The 17,267-nt window shown below is 68.5% G+C and carries 19 protein-coding genes and 5 pseudogenes; 14 read left to right on the top strand and 10 right to left on the bottom strand.

All coding sequences use genetic code 11. The annotated features are described in order from the left end of the window. Positions 1-15: 15 nt before the first annotated feature. Positions 16-1,359, top strand: coding sequence for a sensor histidine kinase (locus ABZT12_RS34160; protein ID WP_356392025.1), 1,344 nt, complete (start codon positions 16-18; stop codon positions 1,357-1,359). Continuing rightward, the gene (locus ABZT12_RS34155) at positions 1,356-2,033 is read left to right on the top strand and encodes a response regulator transcription factor (protein WP_356391981.1); all 678 of its coding nucleotides are present in this window, start codon (positions 1,356-1,358) and stop codon (positions 2,031-2,033) included. Before ABZT12_RS34160 ends, ABZT12_RS34155 begins: the two co-directional genes overlap by 4 nt. 23 nt (positions 2,034-2,056) lie before the next feature. Here ABZT12_RS34155 and ABZT12_RS34150 read toward each other — a convergent pair whose 3' ends face one another. Beyond that, complete coding sequence (locus ABZT12_RS34150) at positions 2,057-2,674, bottom strand: ATP-binding protein (protein WP_356391978.1); 618 nt, start codon at positions 2,672-2,674, stop codon at positions 2,057-2,059. A gap of 166 nt (positions 2,675-2,840) precedes the next feature. Between ABZT12_RS34150 and ABZT12_RS34145 the strand changes: the two genes are divergently transcribed. Then, positions 2,841-3,692 carry a helix-turn-helix transcriptional regulator gene (locus ABZT12_RS34145; protein WP_356391975.1) on the top strand — a complete coding sequence of 284 codons (852 nt, stop codon included), beginning with the start codon at positions 2,841-2,843 and terminating at the stop codon, positions 3,690-3,692. Continuing rightward, positions 3,689-3,874 carry a DUF397 domain-containing protein gene (locus ABZT12_RS34140; RefSeq protein WP_356391972.1) on the top strand — a complete coding sequence of 62 codons (186 nt, stop codon included), beginning with the start codon at positions 3,689-3,691 and terminating at the stop codon, positions 3,872-3,874. Before ABZT12_RS34145 ends, ABZT12_RS34140 begins: the two co-directional genes overlap by 4 nt. Before the next feature lie 210 nt (positions 3,875-4,084). On the opposite strand, the gene ABZT12_RS34135 is transcribed toward ABZT12_RS34140, so the two are convergent. The 3 genes and pseudogenes from ABZT12_RS34135 to ABZT12_RS34125 form a co-directional block, all read right to left on the bottom strand. Beyond that, positions 4,085-4,342: a DUF5710 domain-containing protein gene (locus ABZT12_RS34135; protein ID WP_356391969.1), complete on the bottom strand. Its 258-nt coding sequence runs from the start codon at positions 4,340-4,342 to the stop codon at positions 4,085-4,087. Next, a pseudogene (locus tag ABZT12_RS34130) lies at positions 4,339-4,575 on the bottom strand (hypothetical protein); the annotation flags it as partial. The pseudogene ABZT12_RS34130 and the gene ABZT12_RS34135, both read right to left, overlap by 4 nt. Further along, on the bottom strand, positions 4,572-4,895 hold the full coding sequence (locus ABZT12_RS34125; protein WP_356391966.1) for a hypothetical protein: 324 nt from the start codon (positions 4,893-4,895) through the stop codon (positions 4,572-4,574). The pseudogene ABZT12_RS34130 and the gene ABZT12_RS34125, both read right to left, overlap by 4 nt. Positions 4,896-5,005: 110 nt before the next feature. Here ABZT12_RS34125 and ABZT12_RS34120 point away from each other — a divergent pair, with 110 nt between their 5' ends. Next, a complete protein-coding gene (locus ABZT12_RS34120; RefSeq protein ID WP_356391963.1) occupies positions 5,006-6,247 on the top strand; it encodes an Ig-like domain-containing protein in 1,242 nt (413 codons plus the stop codon). A 7-nt stretch (positions 6,248-6,254) separates the two neighbouring features. Here ABZT12_RS34120 and ABZT12_RS34115 read toward each other — a convergent pair whose 3' ends face one another. Together ABZT12_RS34115 and ABZT12_RS34110 are read right to left on the bottom strand one after the other, a co-directional pair. Continuing rightward, the gene (locus ABZT12_RS34115; RefSeq protein ID WP_356391960.1) at positions 6,255-6,944 is read right to left on the bottom strand and encodes a hypothetical protein; all 690 of its coding nucleotides are present in this window, start codon (positions 6,942-6,944) and stop codon (positions 6,255-6,257) included. Positions 6,945-7,370: 426 nt separating this feature from the next. Continuing rightward, a complete protein-coding gene (locus ABZT12_RS34110; RefSeq protein WP_356391957.1) occupies positions 7,371-7,958 on the bottom strand; it encodes a TetR/AcrR family transcriptional regulator in 588 nt (195 codons plus the stop codon). Between the two features lie 57 nt (positions 7,959-8,015). Between ABZT12_RS34110 and ABZT12_RS34105 the strand changes: the two genes are divergently transcribed. Further along, positions 8,016-8,936 carry an alpha/beta hydrolase gene (locus tag ABZT12_RS34105; RefSeq protein ID WP_356391954.1) on the top strand — a complete coding sequence of 307 codons (921 nt, stop codon included), beginning with the start codon at positions 8,016-8,018 and terminating at the stop codon, positions 8,934-8,936. A gap of 46 nt (positions 8,937-8,982) precedes the next feature. On the opposite strand, the gene ABZT12_RS34100 is transcribed toward ABZT12_RS34105, so the two are convergent. After that, entirely contained in the window at positions 8,983-9,162 is a 180-nt protein-coding gene (locus ABZT12_RS34100; protein ID WP_356391951.1) for a hypothetical protein, read from the bottom strand. Between the two features lie 179 nt (positions 9,163-9,341). Here ABZT12_RS34100 and ABZT12_RS34095 point away from each other — a divergent pair, with 179 nt between their 5' ends. From ABZT12_RS34095 to ABZT12_RS34075, 5 genes and pseudogenes are all read left to right on the top strand, one after another. Beyond that, on the top strand, positions 9,342-9,743 hold the full coding sequence (locus ABZT12_RS34095) for a transposase domain-containing protein (RefSeq protein ID WP_356391948.1): 402 nt from the start codon (positions 9,342-9,344) through the stop codon (positions 9,741-9,743). Next, positions 9,740-10,555, top strand: a complete 816-nt coding sequence (locus ABZT12_RS34090; protein ID WP_356391946.1) for a hypothetical protein — start codon at positions 9,740-9,742, stop codon at positions 10,553-10,555. The genes ABZT12_RS34095 and ABZT12_RS34090 overlap by 4 nt, the downstream gene beginning before the upstream one ends. A 210-nt stretch (positions 10,556-10,765) precedes the next feature. Continuing rightward, a pseudogene (locus ABZT12_RS34085) lies at positions 10,766-11,200 on the top strand (transposase); the annotation flags it as partial. A 94-nt stretch (positions 11,201-11,294) separates the two neighbouring features. Beyond that, positions 11,295-11,570 (top strand): annotated as a pseudogene (locus ABZT12_RS34080) (carotenoid oxygenase family protein); the annotation flags it as partial. 15 nt (positions 11,571-11,585) lie between these two features. Then, positions 11,586-12,095, top strand: coding sequence for a nitroreductase family deazaflavin-dependent oxidoreductase (locus ABZT12_RS34075; RefSeq protein WP_356391944.1), 510 nt, complete (start codon positions 11,586-11,588; stop codon positions 12,093-12,095). A 319-nt stretch (positions 12,096-12,414) separates the two neighbouring features. Here ABZT12_RS34075 and ABZT12_RS34070 read toward each other — a convergent pair whose 3' ends face one another. Then, complete coding sequence (locus tag ABZT12_RS34070) at positions 12,415-12,687, bottom strand: helix-turn-helix domain-containing protein (protein ID WP_356391941.1); 273 nt, start codon at positions 12,685-12,687, stop codon at positions 12,415-12,417. Between the two features lie 47 nt (positions 12,688-12,734). Here ABZT12_RS34070 and ABZT12_RS34065 point away from each other — a divergent pair, with 47 nt between their 5' ends. Then, positions 12,735-14,138: an ATP-binding protein gene (locus ABZT12_RS34065; protein WP_356391938.1), complete on the top strand. Its 1,404-nt coding sequence runs from the start codon at positions 12,735-12,737 to the stop codon at positions 14,136-14,138. Here the strand turns inward: ABZT12_RS34065 and ABZT12_RS34060 are convergent. Beyond that, the gene (locus tag ABZT12_RS34060) at positions 14,047-14,688 is read right to left on the bottom strand and encodes a response regulator transcription factor (RefSeq protein WP_356391935.1); all 642 of its coding nucleotides are present in this window, start codon (positions 14,686-14,688) and stop codon (positions 14,047-14,049) included. The two genes, ABZT12_RS34065 and ABZT12_RS34060, sit on opposite strands and share 92 nt — an antisense overlap. 209 nt (positions 14,689-14,897) lie before the next feature. Then, positions 14,898-15,183, bottom strand: a pseudogene (locus tag ABZT12_RS34055) (IS5/IS1182 family transposase); the annotation flags it as partial. Between the two features lie 42 nt (positions 15,184-15,225). Between ABZT12_RS34055 and ABZT12_RS34050 the strand changes: the two are divergent. Then, a protein-coding gene (locus tag ABZT12_RS34050) for an IS5 family transposase (protein WP_356392022.1) occupies positions 15,226-16,040 on the top strand; the annotation gives its coding sequence in 2 pieces (ribosomal slippage) (positions 15,226-15,568 and positions 15,568-16,040; 816 coding nt in all). A 395-nt stretch (positions 16,041-16,435) separates the two neighbouring features. Continuing rightward, a pseudogene (locus tag ABZT12_RS34045) lies at positions 16,436-17,189 on the top strand (transposase family protein). The last annotated feature ends 78 nt before the right edge of the window (positions 17,190-17,267 follow it).

The following is a 17,267-nucleotide window of genomic DNA, read 5'->3' as shown; positions in this document are numbered from 1 at the left end:
GAACGGGTGACACCCATGGACAGCGACCGCACCGCACAGCCGGGACCGTTCCCCGACCCGCCTGTCCTCGGGACGGACCCGCTGTGGAACCACCCGTTCGTGGCCCGGGTCTACCGGGCCGGGCAGCGGCTGCGGCACCTCGACGCCAACCGCCCCTGGATCCTGGACACGGGACTCGTCCTCGCCATGATCCCGCTGCTCTGCCTGCCCGACCTGCTCCCCGACCGCCACCACCGCGACGGCCACGACCTCGACCAGGTCTTCACCCACCTGCCGGTGGCCGCGGTTCTCGCACTCCAGGCCGGCCAGGTGCTGCCCCTCCTGTGGCGGCGACGCCGGCCGTCCCTCGCCTTCGCCGTGATCGCCGCCGTCTTCCTCGTCCAGTGCTCCCTGGGCGCCTGGCTGCGGGCCGGGGTCGCCGTACTGATCGCCCTCTACAGCCTTGCCCTGCACGGCCGGCTGCGCCACCTGCCGGTGGCCTGCGCGGTGACGGCGAGCGGGCTCGGACTGCTCGCCTTCCGGCTGCGCGACGACGTCTCCATCGTGGACGGCCTCTTCTTCCTCAGCAGCACCATCATCGCCGCGGTCGCGCTGGGCCTGGCCGTACGCGTCCGGCGCGCCCAACTGGCCGGGCTGCGCGAGCGTGCCGCCCGCCTGGAGATCGAGCGCGACCAGCGCGGCAGGCTCGCCGTCGCGACCGAACGCACCCGCGTCGCCCGCGAGATGCACGACATCGTCGGACACAACCTGTCCGTCATCATCACCCTCGCCGACGGCGGCGCCTACGCGGCCGACCTCGCCCCCGAACGCGGCAAGCAGGCCCTCCTGCTGATCGGGGACACCGGACGCCAGGCCCTCGGCGAACTCCGCCGCACCCTGGGCGTCCTGCGCGAACAGAGCACCGCGCCCCGGCTCAGCCCCCAGCCCGGCATCGCCGACCTCGGCGCGCTCTGCGACCGGATCCGCTCCGCCGGACCGCACGTCGTCTACCGGACGAGCGGCGAACTCGACGCCCTGGACCGCGGAGTCCAGCTCGCCGTCTACCGCATCGTGCAGGAAGCCCTCACCAACGCCCTCAAGCACGGCGGCCACGACACCCGCGTCCAGCTCTCGCTGACCGCCGAGCCCACCCGCGTCACCATCGACGTACACGACTCCGGACCGGACACACCGCCGGCCCTCGCACCGCCCACCGACGAAGGACACGGACTCGCCGGCATGAGAGAACGCGCGGCCCTCTACGACGGAACCGTCACCGCCGGCCCGGCCCCCGGCGGCGGCTGGACGGTACGGGCCGTCCTCGACGTCACCCCGCTCGCCGGACTCCCCGCCGCCCCCGGCCCGGGAGGCGCCGTATGACCACCGTGCTCATCGTCGACGACCAGCCCCTCCAGCGCTTCGGCTTCCGCATGCTGCTGGAGAGCAACCCCGACACCGACGTCGTCGGCGAGGCCGCGCACGGCGGCGAGGCGGTCCGGATGGCCGCCGAACTCCGCCCCGACGTCATCCTCATGGACGTCCGGATGCCCGGCATGGACGGCATCGAGGCCACCCGCCGCGTCATCGCCTCCGGCGGACGCTCCCGCGTCCTCGTCCTGACCACCTTCGACCTCGACGAGTACGCCCACGAGGCCCTCCGCGCCGGAGCCAGCGGCTTCCTCCTCAAGGACGCCCACCCCGAGGAACTCCTCGCCGGCATCCGCGCCGTCGCGGTCGGCGACGCCGTCATCGCCCCCGCGCTCACCCGCCGCCTCCTCGACGCCTACGCGCAGCACCTCCCGCGCGGCACTGCCGCCTCCCGCCCCCAGGACGATCCCCGGGTACGCGCCCTGACCGAACGCGAGCACGAGATCCTCGTCGCCATCGGACAGGGCTGGACCAACGGGGAGATCGCCGAACGCCTGGTCATCTCGGAGTCCACCGTGAAGACCTACGTCGGCCGAGTCCTCGCCAAGCTCGGCGCCCGCGACCGCATCCAGGCCGTGATCCTCGCCTACGACCTCGGTCTGGCCCGCCCCAGCACCCCGGAGTGAGTACGGCGATGGCGACCGGGATGTCAGTCATCGGCCCGCTCGCCCATGTATCCGCCCCGCCCCCGAAGTGTCGCTTGGATCTCCCCGTCGTCGAGGACGGGGCCACCCAGGTCCGGGATGTCCAAGTCGCCCATGCGATCGGTGCGAAACGGGAACGGGAACGCGGGGCGGCCCGTCAGCGCATTGCGGGGCACCGCTTCCTGTAGTTCGTCGTGCTGGTCGATCTCAGCCCAGACGGTTTTGCCGGAGGGCGGGCGGGGCTCGGTGCCCCAGCGGTCGGCCAGGGCGTCGACCAGGAGCAGGCCGCGCCCCGACTCGTCGTCCGGGCCCCGATCCGGGCGGATCGCCGGACGGTACTCGCCCCGTGTGTCACTCACCGCGATGCGCAGGATGCCGGCCGCCTCGTCCAGTGTCAGTGCCAGCAGGAAGTCGCGGCCCTGGACGCGGCCGTGCTGTGCCGCGTTGACGGCCAGCTCCGCGATGACGTGCTCCGCGCGCTCGACGACTCCCGGTGACAGCTCCCACGCTGTCAGCCGTTCCATGGCGAGGAGCCGGGCGAGGCGGGCGCCGCGGCGGGTGGAGGAGAGGCGCTGCGCGAACGTGCGTACGGTGGCGCAGGGTTGGGGTGTGGGGACGTTCATGGGGAGACCGTGGCAGGTGTACGGGGGCGTGTTCCAGTGGCGGGCTCCGTACGCTGCGTCAGCGTACGGGCACTGTCTGTGGACAGTACGGCCGTCATGCCGTCACTGTGAGTGCGTCCATCGCGGGGATGCCGCAGAGGATGTACGCACCTGGAGGTGGCCGCGTATGACGGACAGCAGTGACGTGACGGCTTGCGACGGGGAACGCGAACCCGATCCCTCCGACAGTCTGCGGACCTTCGGAGCCGTCGTCCAGGCTCTGCGCGAGCATGCCGGGCTCAGCCGGGCGGAGTTCGGGGCGCGGGTCCAGTTCTCCAAACACACTGTGGAATCGGTGGAGTTGGGGCGCCGGATGCCCGACGACTCGTTCGTGGAGCAGGCGGAGGGGGCGTTGGGCAACACGGGGGCGTTGCGGAAGGCGGCCAAGCATCTGACGCGGGGCGAGGCGGGATTGGCGGCGTGGTTCCGGCGGTGGGCCCGGCTGGAGAAGGTGGCGGTGAGCCTGTGCACGTACGAATGCAGGCTGGTGCCGGGGTTGTTGCAGTCGGAGGGGTATGCGCGGGCGGTGTTCGAGGGCACGATTCCGGTGATCACGGACGGGGAGCTGGAGACCCTGCTTGCCGTGCGGATGGAGAGGCAGCGGATGCTGCACGAGCGGTCGACCGTACCGTTCAGTTTCATCGTCGAGGAGCACGTGTTCCGGCGCAGGTTCGGGGACGTGGAGCAGGTGCGGGCCTTGCTCGACCACGTGCTGGAACACAGCGCACCCCGCAACGTGACACTTCAGATCGTCCCGTTGGAAGCAGGGTTGCACACATGTCTGGATGGGCCCGTGCAGCTTTTGGAGACCCCGGAGCGTCGTCGTCTCGCCTACTCGGAAGGACAGCAGAACGGACGCCTGATCGCCGAGCCGAAAGAGGTAAGTCTTCTCTGCCAGCGCTATGACACACTGCGCTCGCAGGCCCTCAACCCCCAAGACTCGCGGGGCCTGTTGGAGCGACTGCGAGGAGAGCTATGAACACAACCGAACTCGCCTGGTTCAAGTCCAGCTACAGCGGCAGCCAGGGAGACAGTTGCGTTGAGGTCGCCGTCACCGAAGTGGCCATCTGCGTACGGGACTCCAAGGATGTGATGCTCCCTCACTTCTCCGTGGATCTGGCGGGCTGGACGCGGTTCGTGCGGTACGTCGCACGAGGCTGAGGCGCCGGGCCGGCGCCGCGCGCCGGGGAGGGGGTGCCGGACGGAAAAGCGTGTCGGTTCTGCTGAAAGTGTCACGCTTTTTTGGAGAAGGGGGTGCCCGCCGAGGTCACCCTGATGCCGGCGCCGCGGTTCGGCACCAGCATCACCAGGTCGTCGGAGGCTCGAACAGGGGTCACGCACAAAGCTGCGGGCGCAGGTCAGAAGCGGACGTCAGGGCGTCGGCGGCAGCCAGCGTGCAGCCTGTTCGCGGCTGACCTTGGCGGCGTCCACGTACCACTTCCGACGGCCGGGATCCCAACGGGCGCCGAGCTGCTTCTTCGCCTCGTGCCTGTCCGCGTAAGGGACTTCGAGATAGAGACGCTCCTCGTCGGTACGGTCCGCCCACCGGCCCGCCCCCTGCCGCGAGAGCGTCAGGAAGCGCATCGACGTCGTTGAGCCCAGCCCACAGTGGTCGGGGGGTGTCGTCACAGGCCTATGACCACTACACGGTCGTCGCACAGCTTTCGCAGGGCGTCCTCGTCGGAAGTGAAGACGGTGACCGGTCCCGGTTGTCGCAGGGCGACGGTGGCCAGGGCCGCGTCGGTGGCGTACTTGTGCCCGTGGAGGCCCGCGTTCTTCAGCAGCCCGATCGCCTCCTGGGCGATCTCCTCGGTCACGGCTTCGACGTGGATGCGGGAGAGCGCACGAGGGAGCCGGGTCAGCTCTCGCCGCGGCGGGCCGCCGTGCGGAACGCCAGTTCGGCCTCTGCCAGACCGTTGATCAAGGCCGAGTCTTCGAGCCCCGGTACACACACCACCTCGTCGGCGTCGAGCGCGGCCGGCGACGCGTCGATGACTTGGTCGCGAAAAGGCCGTCCAGCGTGCCGGATCGCCGTTGATCGCCGTTTGCCGCCTTGATCATGGAGCGTACGGCGACGGCGAATCTCGATGCTTTGCACCAGTGCTGTGGCGAAGAACACACGCGGCCGTGCAGTGTCAGGGCCTCGATGGCGTGCGTGACGACGGCGGGTGGTCTTCACCACAAAGCATCCATTTAGCATGAATAGGTACGTATAAATGGATGAAAGGCCGGTTGCGCTCCTCGGGTGACCGGCTTCCGAGATTCACGCAGCAAGGGCATGGGGAGAAGCGTTTGATCACGGCGCGTAAGGAACTCAGCAGGCTGGTGGCCGCGGCCGGCGTACTCGGCGGCGTGCTCGCGGTCACGGCCCTCGGCGGTGTCGGCAACGCTGCCGCCAGCGGCAATGCCGCCGGGAACCCACCGGCAACGCACGCTCCGGTGGATCAGGCGGCCACCCAGGATGTCTCCGACGCCCGAATCACGATCACGCCCGGACAGGGCGCCCACAACGTCGGGACCGCCGACCCTGTCACGGTCGCCGTCAGCAACGGCAAGCTCACCAAGGTGACCATGACCGCCGTCGCGACCGGTGCCCAGGTTTCGGGCACCCTGTTCGCGGACGGCACGTCCTGGAAGCCGGACGGCCGGGTGGAGCGGGCCACCACGTACCAGGTCGCCGCGGAGGCCGTGGATGCCAAGGGCCGTTCCGCCATCGAGAACGCCACGATCAACACGGTCTCCCCGGCCAACGACTTCATTGGCCACCTTTCGCCCGAGGACGGCTCGACCGTCGGCGTGGGCATGCCGGTGACGGTCGCCTTCGACAAGGCGATCGGCGACAAGGCCGCCGTGGAGTCGGAGATCCAGGTCAGCTCCAGCAGCGGCCAGCAGGTCGTCGGCCACTGGCTCAGCGACGGCCGCCTGGACTTCCGCCCCGAGCACTACTGGAAGCCCGGCTCCACCGTCACCGTCAAGCTCACCCTCCATGGCATCCAGAAGACGGTCACGTTCAAGATCGGTCGGAGCCAGATCAGCACGGTGGACGCCAAGACGAAGCGCATGACCGTCGCACGGAACGGCAAGACGATCAGGACCATCCCGATCTCGTCCGGCAGCGCCGAGCACCCCACGTACAACGGGCAGATGGTCATCTCCGAGAAGTATCGGCAGATCCACATGAACGCGTCGAGCGTCGGCCTGACGAAGAAGGACGGCAAGCCCGCGTACGACATCGAGGCCGTACCGCACGCCATGCGCCTGTCCGACTCGGGCACGTTCATCCACGGCAACTACTGGGGTGCCGACTCGGTCTTCGGCAGGGTCAACACCAGTCATGGCTGCGTGGGCCTGAAGGACGTCGCAGGTGGCGGCGACGGACAGCAGCCCGCCGCGTGGTTCTTCGACCACTCGATGATCGGTGACGTCGTGACCGTCAAGAACTCACAGGACAAGACGGCGCTGGCCCCGGACAACGGTCTCAGCGACTGGAACATGCCGTGGAGTGAGTGGGTCGCGGGCAGCGCGACCGGCTGACATCAGGCTAATCGCCCAGGTCCCGGGCCGGGGGAGTCCCGCCCCCCTCTCGGGCGTCGAAGTGCCGTTGCCCCGTGGCGAGGGCCACCGTCGTCGTGACCCGGGTGACGCCGGGTTTCGGCGGCGTCGAACCGAACCCGAAACGCACGGGCGGTTCGACCGGGGCCAGCACTCCGAGGTCGGTGCTGGCGAAGGCGCCCGACATCGAACGGACCGGCAGCAGGTCCTGGGCGCCGTACCACTCCCGGCGGCCCCCGGCGGCGCTGCCGCGGGTCCGTACGCCCGACAGGAGCAGGCGGGCGAGCGGGTCGGTCACCGTGCTCCACGCCGGACGACGGGCGAGCGCGCCGGGAACGGCCCGCAGGACCAGGCCCAGCAGCCGTCGCCGACCGGTGGTGAAACACAGGTCGAGCGGTCCCGCGGTGATTGTCCAGGTGTTGTCGGTGACGCTCACGGCGACCGGGACGACCCGCACGGTGTCGAAGACGTACGTGCCGCTGATGAAGTCGGCCACCTCCCGCGTGGGGGCCAGCAGCAGTCTCTCCCCGTCGGCGCGTTCCAGCATCACGTCGCTGAACGCTCCGAACGGTGAACGCTGCCAGTGCCCCAGCACGATCCGCGTACCCGAGGACGTGCCCATGCCCGCGATCCATCCGTCGAAGCACAACCGCGGCCGTCGCGTGGTTCCGCCGAACATCCGGTTCACCCCCCGGCCCCCACTCGGACCGCTGCCCGGGCCTGGCCCCGCGCGGGACTCGTCCCCATCCCGGAAACGGGAACGCCGCCGGGCACGCCTGGGGACGTCGGGGCCGAATGGCTCCAGCCGTGCATGCCTGACTCCTTCCGAGTAGTGCGCGACGGGCTGGCCGAAGGGAGGTCCAGGGGTCCGCCGCGGTGGCCAGTGTCTCCTCCAGAGCATCGACGGTGGCGCCGCCGACGGCCACTGATCGTGCTCAACGGCTCTCACGCGGAGCAGGCTCAACGGGCGGGTGCGCGACGACGCCCGCGGCTGCGGACCGCATTCGCCGAGCGGCAGGACGGTGTGGACGGGGCGCGGCCCAGCGCGTCCAGGCCCCGGCTTCACCTGACGGCCTTGACGGGGCGCGGGGTGTCCATCGCACGGTCAAGGCAGTGGGTGTGGGGTCCCGGGGATACGGGCGGCGGCTGCGGCAACGGTTGCCAGGTCTTCGCCCGAGAAACCGGCGCGGCTCAGCACCGCCAGGGATTTGTTCGTCGCCAGCGTGCACAACGCCAGCTCCGCCGCCTCCTGTTCACTGGCCCCCGCCGCCAGCAACGCCTGCTCCAGCATCGCCCGCAAGCCATCCATCACGGCGCGGACCATCGCCTGGCCCTCCGCGTCGAGGGCCGGGAACTGCGTTGCCGACACCGTGACCAGGCAGCCGTCCGGGACCGTCGGGTCGGCGATGCGGTTCAGGGTGACCTGGAGGAAGGCGGCCACGACGGCGCTCGGGCTCGGGTGGGGGCCGGACAGTGCCTGGTCGAACAGTGGGTGGTAGGTCTGCGTGTACCGTTGGAGGCTTTTCCGGAAGAGGGCGCTCTTGTCGCCGAAGGTGTTGTAGAGCGAGCCCCGGCCCAGGCCCGTGCCCTCGGTCAGGCGGTCGATCGAGGCCTCCGAATAGCCCCAGCGCCAGAAGACGTGCATCGCGCGTCGTAGTGCCTCGTCCACGTCGAATTGCTTGCGGCCTGCCATGGTTCGTAAGCCTACACATCTTGTGCCGATCGTTCCAAGATGGATAGGGTCACCGGCATGACAACCTTGAGTTCGCTGCCCCTGCCCGACGGGTTCACCGACGTCTTCACCAGCCGGCTCGTGGAGCTGGACGGGCTGCGGCTGCACGCCGTCACCGGCGGGGACGGCCCGCCGCTGCTGCTGGTCGGCGGGTGGCCGCAGACCTGGTACGCCTGGCGCAAGGTGATGCCGGCGCTCGCCCGCCAGCACACCGTCGTCGCCGTCGACTCGCGCGGGGCCGGGCTCTCCGACAAGCCCGACGACGGTTACGACGCCGGCACGCTCGCCACCGACATGGTCGCGCTGATGGCCGCGCTCGGGCACGACCGGTTCGACCTGGTCGGCCACGACATCGGCATGTGGACGGCCTACGCCCTCGCTGCCGATCACCCCGAACGGGTGGGCCGGCTCGCCGTCGTCGACGCCATCATTCCCGGCCTCACGCCGGCCCCGTCGGTCTTCAGCCCGGACGCGGTCAACCAGCGGCTCTGGCACTTCGGCTTCAACCGGCTCCCCGACCTCAACGAGGAGCTGGTCCGGGGGCGGGAGCGGCTCTTCTTCGGCTACCACTTCGCCAAGAAGGCCGCCACCCCGGCCGCGATCCCCGCCTACGCCGTCGACGTCTACGTCGATGCGATCGTCGCGGATCCTCGCGGGCTGCGGGCGAGCTTCGCGTACTACCGGGCGCTGGACGAGACGATCGCGCAGAACGAGCGGCGCAAGAAGACCCGGCTGACCCTGCCGGTGCTCGCCATCGGCGGCGCGCGGTACAGCGGCGCGATGGTCGCCGAGACGATGCGACTGGCGGCCGACGACGTCACCGAGGTGGTCCTCGACGACTGCGGCCACTACGCAGCCGAGGAACAGCCGGCGCGGTTCACCGAAGTCCTGGAGGACTTCCTCGGTGGCGAACCGGTAGCAGGCGTGCCGCACGGCTGACACATGCGTGGTGCGGGTTCGCCAACTCCGTCTTCCGCCCAGTCATTCACGTCACGGCGCCTCCCGCGAGGAAGAAGGTCGTACAGGTGGGGCGCTTGAGGCGGTTTTCGACGCCCGCCTCGACAGCTCGATTCGCGTAGAAGCGCAGGCAGGGAGCCTTCTCCCGGGCGTTCTGCACAGTGAGCCCTTTCCAACCTGGCTGTGGCGTCGGGGTGTTGGTGGGCATGGGTTGTACGGAACGACGAAGCTCCTGGTAGACGGGTTCTCGACCAAGATCACCCGTGTCCGCCAGGAGCAACACCGTTGCGTTTGGTCTTGAGTCGCAGGTCAAGCCCTGGTGAATGACGCAACGGGACGTCCTGATAGATCAACTTGTGTCGAGCAAGCAGATCATCGGGAGTCCCGTTGCAGGAGAAGTCTGTCATCACCCGCACGGTCGAGGCGGCCGGGGGCATATACGCGCCCGGTCACCTGGGCGAGTTGACCCAGATCGTGGACTTCGCGCTGGTGGACGCGGTGATCCAGGAGACCGGGTCGCGTGAGAAGCGGCTTCGGCTGCTGCCGTCCCGGGTCGTGGTCTATTTCGTCCTCGCGCTGGCCCTGTTCGAGGACTGCTCCTATCGGGGCGTGTGGGGCAAGTTGACGGCGGGGCTGGAGGGACTGCCGTTGGTGCGTCCTGCCGTCTCCTCGCTGTCCAGGGCCCGACGGCGAATAGGAGCGGCACCGCTGCGGCGGCTGTTCGAGATCCTCGCGCCGCGTTCGGCCCGGAGCGTGACGGCGAACTCACTTGGGCAGGCCGCCTGTTGAGCGTTCTGGACCGCACAATGCTCCTGCTGGCCGATGCCGGCTTCGATGCGAACGAGTTCACCCGGGACATCCAGGCCACCGGCGCACAGTTCCTGGTGCGCTCCTCCGCCCGCCGTATCCCTACCCCCTTCCGGCACCTGGGCGACGGCTCCTACCTCGCCCGGATCGGCTACGGCGTCCTGCCCGTCCTGCCCGTCCTGCTGACCGTCCGCGTCATTGAGGCGTCCGTCACCGTCACCCTGGCCGACGGCACTGTCCGCACCGAGCAGTGGCGCCTGCTCACCAGCCTCCTCGACCCGGCCGCCCACCCAGCCGCCGGGCTCGTGGCTCTCTATCACGAGCGGTGCCAGACGGAGACGGCCTATTTCTCGATCAAGGCGACCATGCTGGACGGCCGTGTCCTGCGCTCGCGCAGCCTGACCGGCCTCGACCAGGAGGTCTACGCCCTGCTCACCATCTACCAGACGCTGATCCGCGCAGCCGCCGACACCGCCTGCACGCGGCCCGGACTGGACATGGACCGCATCAGCTTCACCGTCCTGCAGACCACCGCCGCCGACACTGTCACCACCGCGACCGGGATCCTGCCCCCGGCCGGACCCGCCGACCTCGTCGGCACCATCGGCAGGGCCGCCCTCGAGTCCCTGCACCCCGCCCGCCACCGGCACCGCGTCAAGGCCCGCACCCGCAAGAACCCCACCAGCAAGTACGGACCGAACACCGGACAACACCCCACGACCAGCCAGAACTACACCATCCACACCGTCATCACGTTCTTCGAGTACGGACTTGCAAACCGCTCACGGAAGTAAACGTAACGGTGTTGGTCTGCGCATGACAGCAGGGCCTCTTGGTATCTCGGGGGTTCGAACCAAACCAAGCGCCAGGAGGCCCTGTTGCCACAGTCTTTCGCGCTCGCGCGCGTGGAGTCCAACCTGTCGTCCCCATCGTGTGACTGCCTCGCGCACAGGTTCGGCAACGCGGCGGACCGGCCGGAGCGCACTGCGTGCTACGTCTCCGACATGACGGAGGCCGAGTGGCAGGCCATCCGGGCGGTGCTGCCGGTTCCGGCCTGGCTGGAGGGCCGGGGCGGGCGGCCGGAGGGCTACTGCCACCGCGTGATACTCGACGCAGTGCGCTACGTGGTCGACAACGGCGTCAAGTGGGCCAACCTCCCCGCGGACTTCCCGCCATATCGGCGCGTGGATGCTTTCGCCCGCCGCTGGCAGGTCACGGGTCTGCTCGCCGAGCTCCACGACCGGCTGCGCGACAAGATCCGCCAGAGGGAAGGCCGTTCCTCGGATCCGACGTCTGCCATCGTAGACTCACAGTCAGTGCGGGCAGTGGCGGACATCCCGCGCTCCACCTCCGGCTGGGACGGCGGGAAGAAGGTGGGCGGCCGCAAGCGGCACCTGGTGGTGGACTGCCTCGGCCTCGGCCTGGCCGTCGCGGTGACGGCGGCGAGCGTGCAGGACCGCGACGCCGCCATCCCACTGCTGGAGCGGCTTCGCAAGACGTACTTCTCCGTCCGCCTGGTGCCCCGGGCACGCCACCACCGAACCGGTCTTCATCCCACGCCACGGCGGCGACACCGAGGACGACGGCTGGATCGCCCACCTGCAGCACGACCGGACCGACGGAACCAGCGCTCTCGTCCTCATCGACGCGCAGGACTTCACCGGTCCGCCCACCGCCGTTGTCCACCTCCCGACCCGGGTGCCGCTCGGCAGCCACAGCAACTGGTTCCGCACCGAGGAGATCCGGACCACCGACGACACCGTCCTCTCACCAGCCCCCTCCCGTTCTGCCACCGCACGAGCACGCTGAAAGGCACACCTCGACATGACCGACAACCTGGCCATCAGGCTCGCCCAGCGAGTGATGGCCACCCGCGCCTTTGCCACCCTCGCCCCGCACGTCATCCCCCACCTCGACCGCGCGCTTCACCGCCTCACCGGCGGCCGGAAGATGCTCCTCACCCTGCCCCGCCCGAAAGTCGGGCTCATCCTGACCACGACCGGCGCCAAGAGCGGGCAGCTCCGCACCACCCCCCTGGTCTGCGTACCCGAAGAGCACGAAGGCACCTGGCTGCTGGTGGGAAGCAACTTCGGCAAGCCCGGCCATCCCGCCTGGACCGCGAACCTCCGCAAGCACCCAGACGCGAGCATCAGCTGGGCAGGCCGGGACATCAGGGTGACGGCAGCTCAGCTCGTCGGCCAGCAGCGCGACCAGGCCTGGGCCGACATCGTCGCCTTCTGGCCGCCCTACGGGGCCTACCAGGAGCGAACCGAACGTGAGATCCGGATCTTCCGTCTCACCCCCCGCCCCAGCCCGTCCGCTCTCACCCCCTGAAGAGGCCCACTCTCTGCTTCGCAGGCGGTGAGCACCTGGCCGCCTGGCGGCGCTCCGCCGCCCCGATGCCGCCTGCCGGCGCGCTCGCCGCGGCGCTGGACGACACCGCGTCGACCAGGACACCGCGCTGGCCGCCCTCTCGCTCCTGCCGCAGCTGCGCGTGGCTCTGGATTCAGTGAAGCCGCAGGTGACCGACTCAGCCCGTGGGCCAAGGTTGGCGTGGTGCTGGGGGATGACCAAGCCGTCGGCCGAGCGCAGCGGCGTGCTCAAGCGCAAGCAGGAGGCGTCAGGCAACGCCTGGCGCTCCGCCCGCCTCCGCCTACCGGATCGAGGAGTCCGTCTCGAGGTTCGGCCGCCTGCGTATCACCACTGCCGACAGCCACGAGGAATCCACGTCGACCCCGCGCTCGCGGCGCAGCCACTCGGCGAGCGCCGGCAACGTCCAGATCACGCCTCGGGCCACGGCCTCGTCCAGCATCTCCTCCAACGCGTCCAGGTCCTCGCGCATCCAGCGCGGCGGCCGGCCCGGACGAGGCGCTTCCGCCAGGGCCTCGAACCCGCCGTCGATGAACCGGTGCAGTGCCTTGCGCACGGTGGCCACGTGCTTCTCGACAAGCGACGCGATCTCAGGAGCGCGAGGTGATCGCGCCGCGACCGGAAAGCAGTCGGCACACACAGGACGTCGCGATCCTGGTGCTCGCAGACTGCCTTCCCGGCGAGTCGGCGGCACCCTTGCGCCGTCCCACCGCCGGAGACCTCGTGGGCGAGCCCTGGTGGTCCTTCGGTTTCCCCGACGACGTCTTCGGCAGTTCTTCCGACGGGGAGGTGGGAGAGAGGCTGGGTCATGGCTGGATCCGACTGGACACCGCCTCGCGGTACCTGGTGCGCCCCGGCTACAGCGGCGCCGCCCTGTGGTCGCCCACCTACCAGGCGGTGGTCGGCATGGTGGGCCAGGCGAACAGCCGCGGCGACGCCCTCGCCCTGACACTGTTCCAGGCAGACAAGTGCCTTCCTGACGAGAAGTTGTCTGCCTTGACGGAGTGGTCGGCTCAAGACGCAGGCGAAAGCGCACTCGCCGCCTGGGGCTGGACCCTGGAGGACGACCCCGAGGCAGGGCGGCACTGGAAGCCGCGGGCGCGTGGCGTCAGCACGGACGCTGAGAGAGGTTTCCGGTTTCGCGGTCGCACCGCGGCCCTGACCGAGATCGTCGACTGGATAACCGCCGATGAGGCTCCCAGGCATGTACTGGTGATCACCGGATCACCTGGGGTGGGAAAATCGGCCGTACTCGGGCGGGTCGTGACGTCTGCCGACACCGCCATCGCGGCGACTCTGCCCCAGGCGGACGACGCCGTACGTGCCCCTCTCGGCTCTGTGTCCTGCGCCGTCCACACCAAGGGCAAGATCGCACTCGAAGTCGCCCGTGAGATTGCCCGCGCCGCTTCTGCGGCGATTCCGCAAGCTGTGGGCGATCTCGCTCCCGCCCTGCGTGCGGCGCTCGCCGAGGCCTCAGGGGCACCCTTCACTGTCGTCATCGACGCGCTAGACGAGGCGACCAGCGCCAAGCAGGCCCGGCTCATCGCCCGCCAGATCGCCATTCCGCTCGCCGAAACGTGCGCGGACCTGCATGTACGCGTCATGATCGGCAGCAGGCGCCGAGACGATGAAGGAGACCTGATTGCCGCCTTCGGCGACGCCGCACGCGTGATCGACCTGGACAACCCCGCGTACTTCGAGGAAGCCGATCTCGCGGCATACGCCCAAGCGTCATTGCAACTGCTTTGCAACCCCTACGCTTCCCGCCCACCTTCCAGGATACTCAGATACTCAGATAGAACAGGTTCTAGAGGATGTGGTCAGGTCGGCGAAGGCTGGGACGCTCCTGCGGAGGCTCCACACCGAAATCCAACTTGCCACCGAAGGGCGACTCTGATCTTTGATTTTTTTCCGCTCAGATTATGCCGGCACGTATGGCGTATGAGACGGCGTGGGCTCGGTTGTTCAGCTGTAGGCGCTTCATCAGGCCGTAAATCGTGTACTTGACGGTACGTTCGGAATAGGCGAGTTTTGATGCGATCTCGGAGTATTCCTTGCCTTCGGCGATCAGGCGCAGTACGTCCACTTCGCGAGGGCTCACTCCGGACGCGGTCAGGCCTCGCGGGGCGAGAACTTCCCGTTGGGTCCAGCGGACCTGTTCCATCAAGGCGCCTTGGAGGGTGTGCGGAAAGTTTCCGCCGCCGCCTGCGATGGTGAGCAGGGTACGGATGAAGACGGCCGGAGTGAAGGCGTCGCGCCACAGTACGGCGCGGACTCCACAGTCGACCGCCGCCGTGATGTCGGCCTGCCACTGCTGGCCTGTCACCATCACAAAGCGCGCATCGGGAGAGTCGTTCAGACTGCGCAACAAATCCAGGGCGGAGGCGTCAGTGACGTCCACAGCCACCACGATGACATCGGCTTCCTGCATCTTGTCAGATGGGAGTTCGCTGACACGACGGTCATGCTGAAGGTAGCTGCCCAGCCCTGCGCGGGTGATGCCGTCGGGTGCGTGAATCGCCACGCGCGCGGTGGCTGTGAGTAGTTGCTGAGGCATTCGCCCTCCCCCGGTCAGGAACAAGAAGTCGCGAGATTCAAGAGGCTGATGCTGCCATGGTGATCAGGCTCATTTGCCGCCATCGGCCCTTCGCTCGCTAAGGGCAGGGAAAACTGGCGCAAGCGGTCCGAACGCCGCCAGGAGTCCGGGAGCAGCTGGTCAGTCACTGTCCGTGGTCATTGGATCGCCGATGAGTAAGCCGGTCACCCTCACCGGGTTGGTGTCGTCTCGTCCGTTATGTTCTTGGCAAGGTTGTCGATCGAGGCGACGTGGATCATGGCCCGGAGCTGGCGGGAAGGGCCTCGTAATCGCGAGAAAGGCGCCGGCGCAACATAAGCCAACACAGGCTTCGCCCGACTGCCTTTTGACAACGTGAAAGCCACGACCTTCGGGGTTTCGACGTCAGTTCCGCGACGTGCGCCGTGCTCGATGGCAGCAGTTCTTGAAGATGGTGTCGAACCAGCTCTTGGTGATGGTTGGAGACGTCCTTTTGGCTAAGACCGTGTCCTACATGGTCAGTTGGCAGTTGTCCTGGTCATGGGGAGTGGACGGTGGGGATGGATCGTTCCGGACGGACTGTGGGAGTTGGCGAGGCCGTTGTTGCCGCCGGCCCGTGTGCGTCCGCAAGGGGGCGGGGTCGCCAACATCGATGATGAGGCGGTCTTCGCCGCGATCGTCTATGTGCTGGTCAGCGGTTGCGCTGGGCGGGCGTTGCCGCGGTGCTTCGGGGCGTCGAAGTCGACGGTCCATCGCCGGTTCGTCATCTGGTCGCGAGCCGGGGTGTGGGGGCGGCTGCATCAGAGGATTCTCCAGCTTCTGGACGAGCGGGACTTGGTCGACCTCTCCCGCGCGGTCCTTGACTCTGCCCATGTGAGGGCTAAAAAGGGGGCGAACTTGCAGGTCCGAGCCCCGTGGACCGGGGTGAGCCCGGTTCCAAGATGCATGTCCTGTCCGACGCGAACGGACTGCCGCTACGCGTCGGAGTCTCCGCCGCCAACACCCACGACAGCCAGGCCCTGAAGCCGATGCTGTCCCATTTCCACATGGGACACGAATCCCACGCGACCGATTCCAAGCCTCAACGCCTTCATGCTGACAAGGCGTACGACGTGCCTCACCTGCGGCGATGGCTATGGGGCAAGCACATCGGCGTCCGCATCGCCCGCAAGGGCATCGAGTCCAGCGAGCGACTCGGCCGGCGCAGGTGGGTCATCGAACGCACCATGTCCTGGCTGACCGGCTACCACCGACTCAACCACCGCTACGAGCGACAACCAGGCAACTACCTGGCCTTTCTCGGACTAGCCGCAGCCCTCTGCTGCTACAAACGGCTCCGCAAACTGACCATGTAGGACACCGTCTTAGTCGAGAAGACGCATTCCTGCGGCGTTCTCTGAGACCGCGTTTGAGATCTGCCGTTTCCTGGTGCGACTGCGGTCGTTGAGCCGTCTGTGGGGCACGATCGCGTCGAAGGCGGGAGTCTCGGTGGAGTTCGCGAATCGGTTCATGGAGTTCATCAGTTCCTCTTCGAAGGGTGTGCAGCCGGAAGGCCCTGCATCGCCGTTGGGGGTCATCGGATTCCTTCCGTGTGCTGCCGTGGTGGCAGGCCCGAGTGGGCGTGATCAGTGAGCCCTTTCCAACCTGGCTGTGGCGTCGGGGTGTTGGTGGGCATGGGTTGTACGGAACGACGAAGCTCCTGGTAGACGGGTTCTCGACCAAGATCACCCGTGTCCGCCAGGAGCTTCGCGTGCTTGTCCCGTCGTCGATCGATCTGTCCAGCCGCACGCTGCGGCACCTGACGAGGCAACTGGCCGCTCACCGGCGGGAGACAGGTACGCGATGGCGGCGTCCGCCCGTCGGCCGTCAGGCTCTGCTCGCCCTGGCCCACCTGCGATGCGGCGACACGTACGCCCAACTCGCCGCAGGGTTCGAGATCGGCATCGCGACCGTCTACCGCTACATACGCGAGGCCGTCGAAGTGCTGGCCGCCCAGGCGCAGACCCTGGCCGAGGCAATGACGACCGTCCGGACGAAGGCGTACGTGATCCTGGACGGCACCCTCCTGCCCATCGACCGGATCGCCGCCGACACCCCGTACTACTCCGGAAAACACAAGCGTCACGGCATGAACGTCCCGGTCATCACGGATCCCTTCCCGCCGACCGCTGTGGGCCTCCGCGGCCCTGCCCGGCTCCACCCACGACCTGACCGCCGCGCGTGAACACGGCATCATCGACGCGCTCGCAACGGCAGGGCTGAAGTGCTGGGCGGACAAGGCGTACCAAGGGGCCGGCCGTCATGTCCGCGTACCTTTCCGGGGCCGCCGGCTCAAGCGCTGGAAGCGACGGCACAACAGCACCCACGCCAAAATCCGGTGCCTCGGCGAGCAGGCCATGGCCGTCCTGAAGAGCTGGCGCCTGCTACGCAAGCTCCGCTGCAGCACCAACCGGATCACCAACATCGTGAAGGCCGTCGTCGTCCTTCACCACGCCTCAACCTGAGGTGGGAAAGGGCTCCGTGATCTGGCATGACGGCCGACTCGCCTTCGAGCGGCTGCTGCGCTGCCCGGAATAAACGTG

It is taken from the genome of Streptomyces sp. NPDC005423 (genome assembly GCF_040606415.1).
Taxonomy (GTDB): Bacteria; Actinomycetota; Actinomycetes; order Streptomycetales; family Streptomycetaceae; genus Streptomyces.
The sequence above is the reverse complement of the archived record's forward strand: the minus strand, read 5'-3'. Positions and strand labels throughout refer to the sequence as shown.

Coding starts and splice junctions, on each gene's coding strand:
- ABZT12_RS34160 (WP_356392025.1), top strand. CDS start 16: ATGGACAGCGACCGCACCGCACAGCCGGGACCGTTCCCCGACCCGCCT.
- ABZT12_RS34155 (WP_356391981.1), top strand. CDS start 1,356: ATGACCACCGTGCTCATCGTCGACGACCAGCCCCTCCAGCGCTTCGGC.
- ABZT12_RS34150 (WP_356391978.1), bottom strand. CDS start 2,674: ATGAACGTCCCCACACCCCAACCCTGCGCCACCGTACGCACGTTCGCG.
- ABZT12_RS34145 (WP_356391975.1), top strand. CDS start 2,841: ATGACGGACAGCAGTGACGTGACGGCTTGCGACGGGGAACGCGAACCC.
- ABZT12_RS34140 (WP_356391972.1), top strand. CDS start 3,689: ATGAACACAACCGAACTCGCCTGGTTCAAGTCCAGCTACAGCGGCAGC.
- ABZT12_RS34115 (WP_356391960.1), bottom strand. CDS start 6,944: ATGTTCGGCGGAACCACGCGACGGCCGCGGTTGTGCTTCGACGGATGG.
- ABZT12_RS34110 (WP_356391957.1), bottom strand. CDS start 7,958: ATGGCAGGCCGCAAGCAATTCGACGTGGACGAGGCACTACGACGCGCG.
- ABZT12_RS34105 (WP_356391954.1), top strand. CDS start 8,016: ATGACAACCTTGAGTTCGCTGCCCCTGCCCGACGGGTTCACCGACGTC.
- ABZT12_RS34100 (WP_356391951.1), bottom strand. CDS start 9,162: ATGCCCACCAACACCCCGACGCCACAGCCAGGTTGGAAAGGGCTCACT.
- ABZT12_RS34075 (WP_356391944.1), top strand. CDS start 11,586: ATGACCGACAACCTGGCCATCAGGCTCGCCCAGCGAGTGATGGCCACC.
- ABZT12_RS34060 (WP_356391935.1), bottom strand. CDS start 14,688: ATGCCTCAGCAACTACTCACAGCCACCGCGCGCGTGGCGATTCACGCA.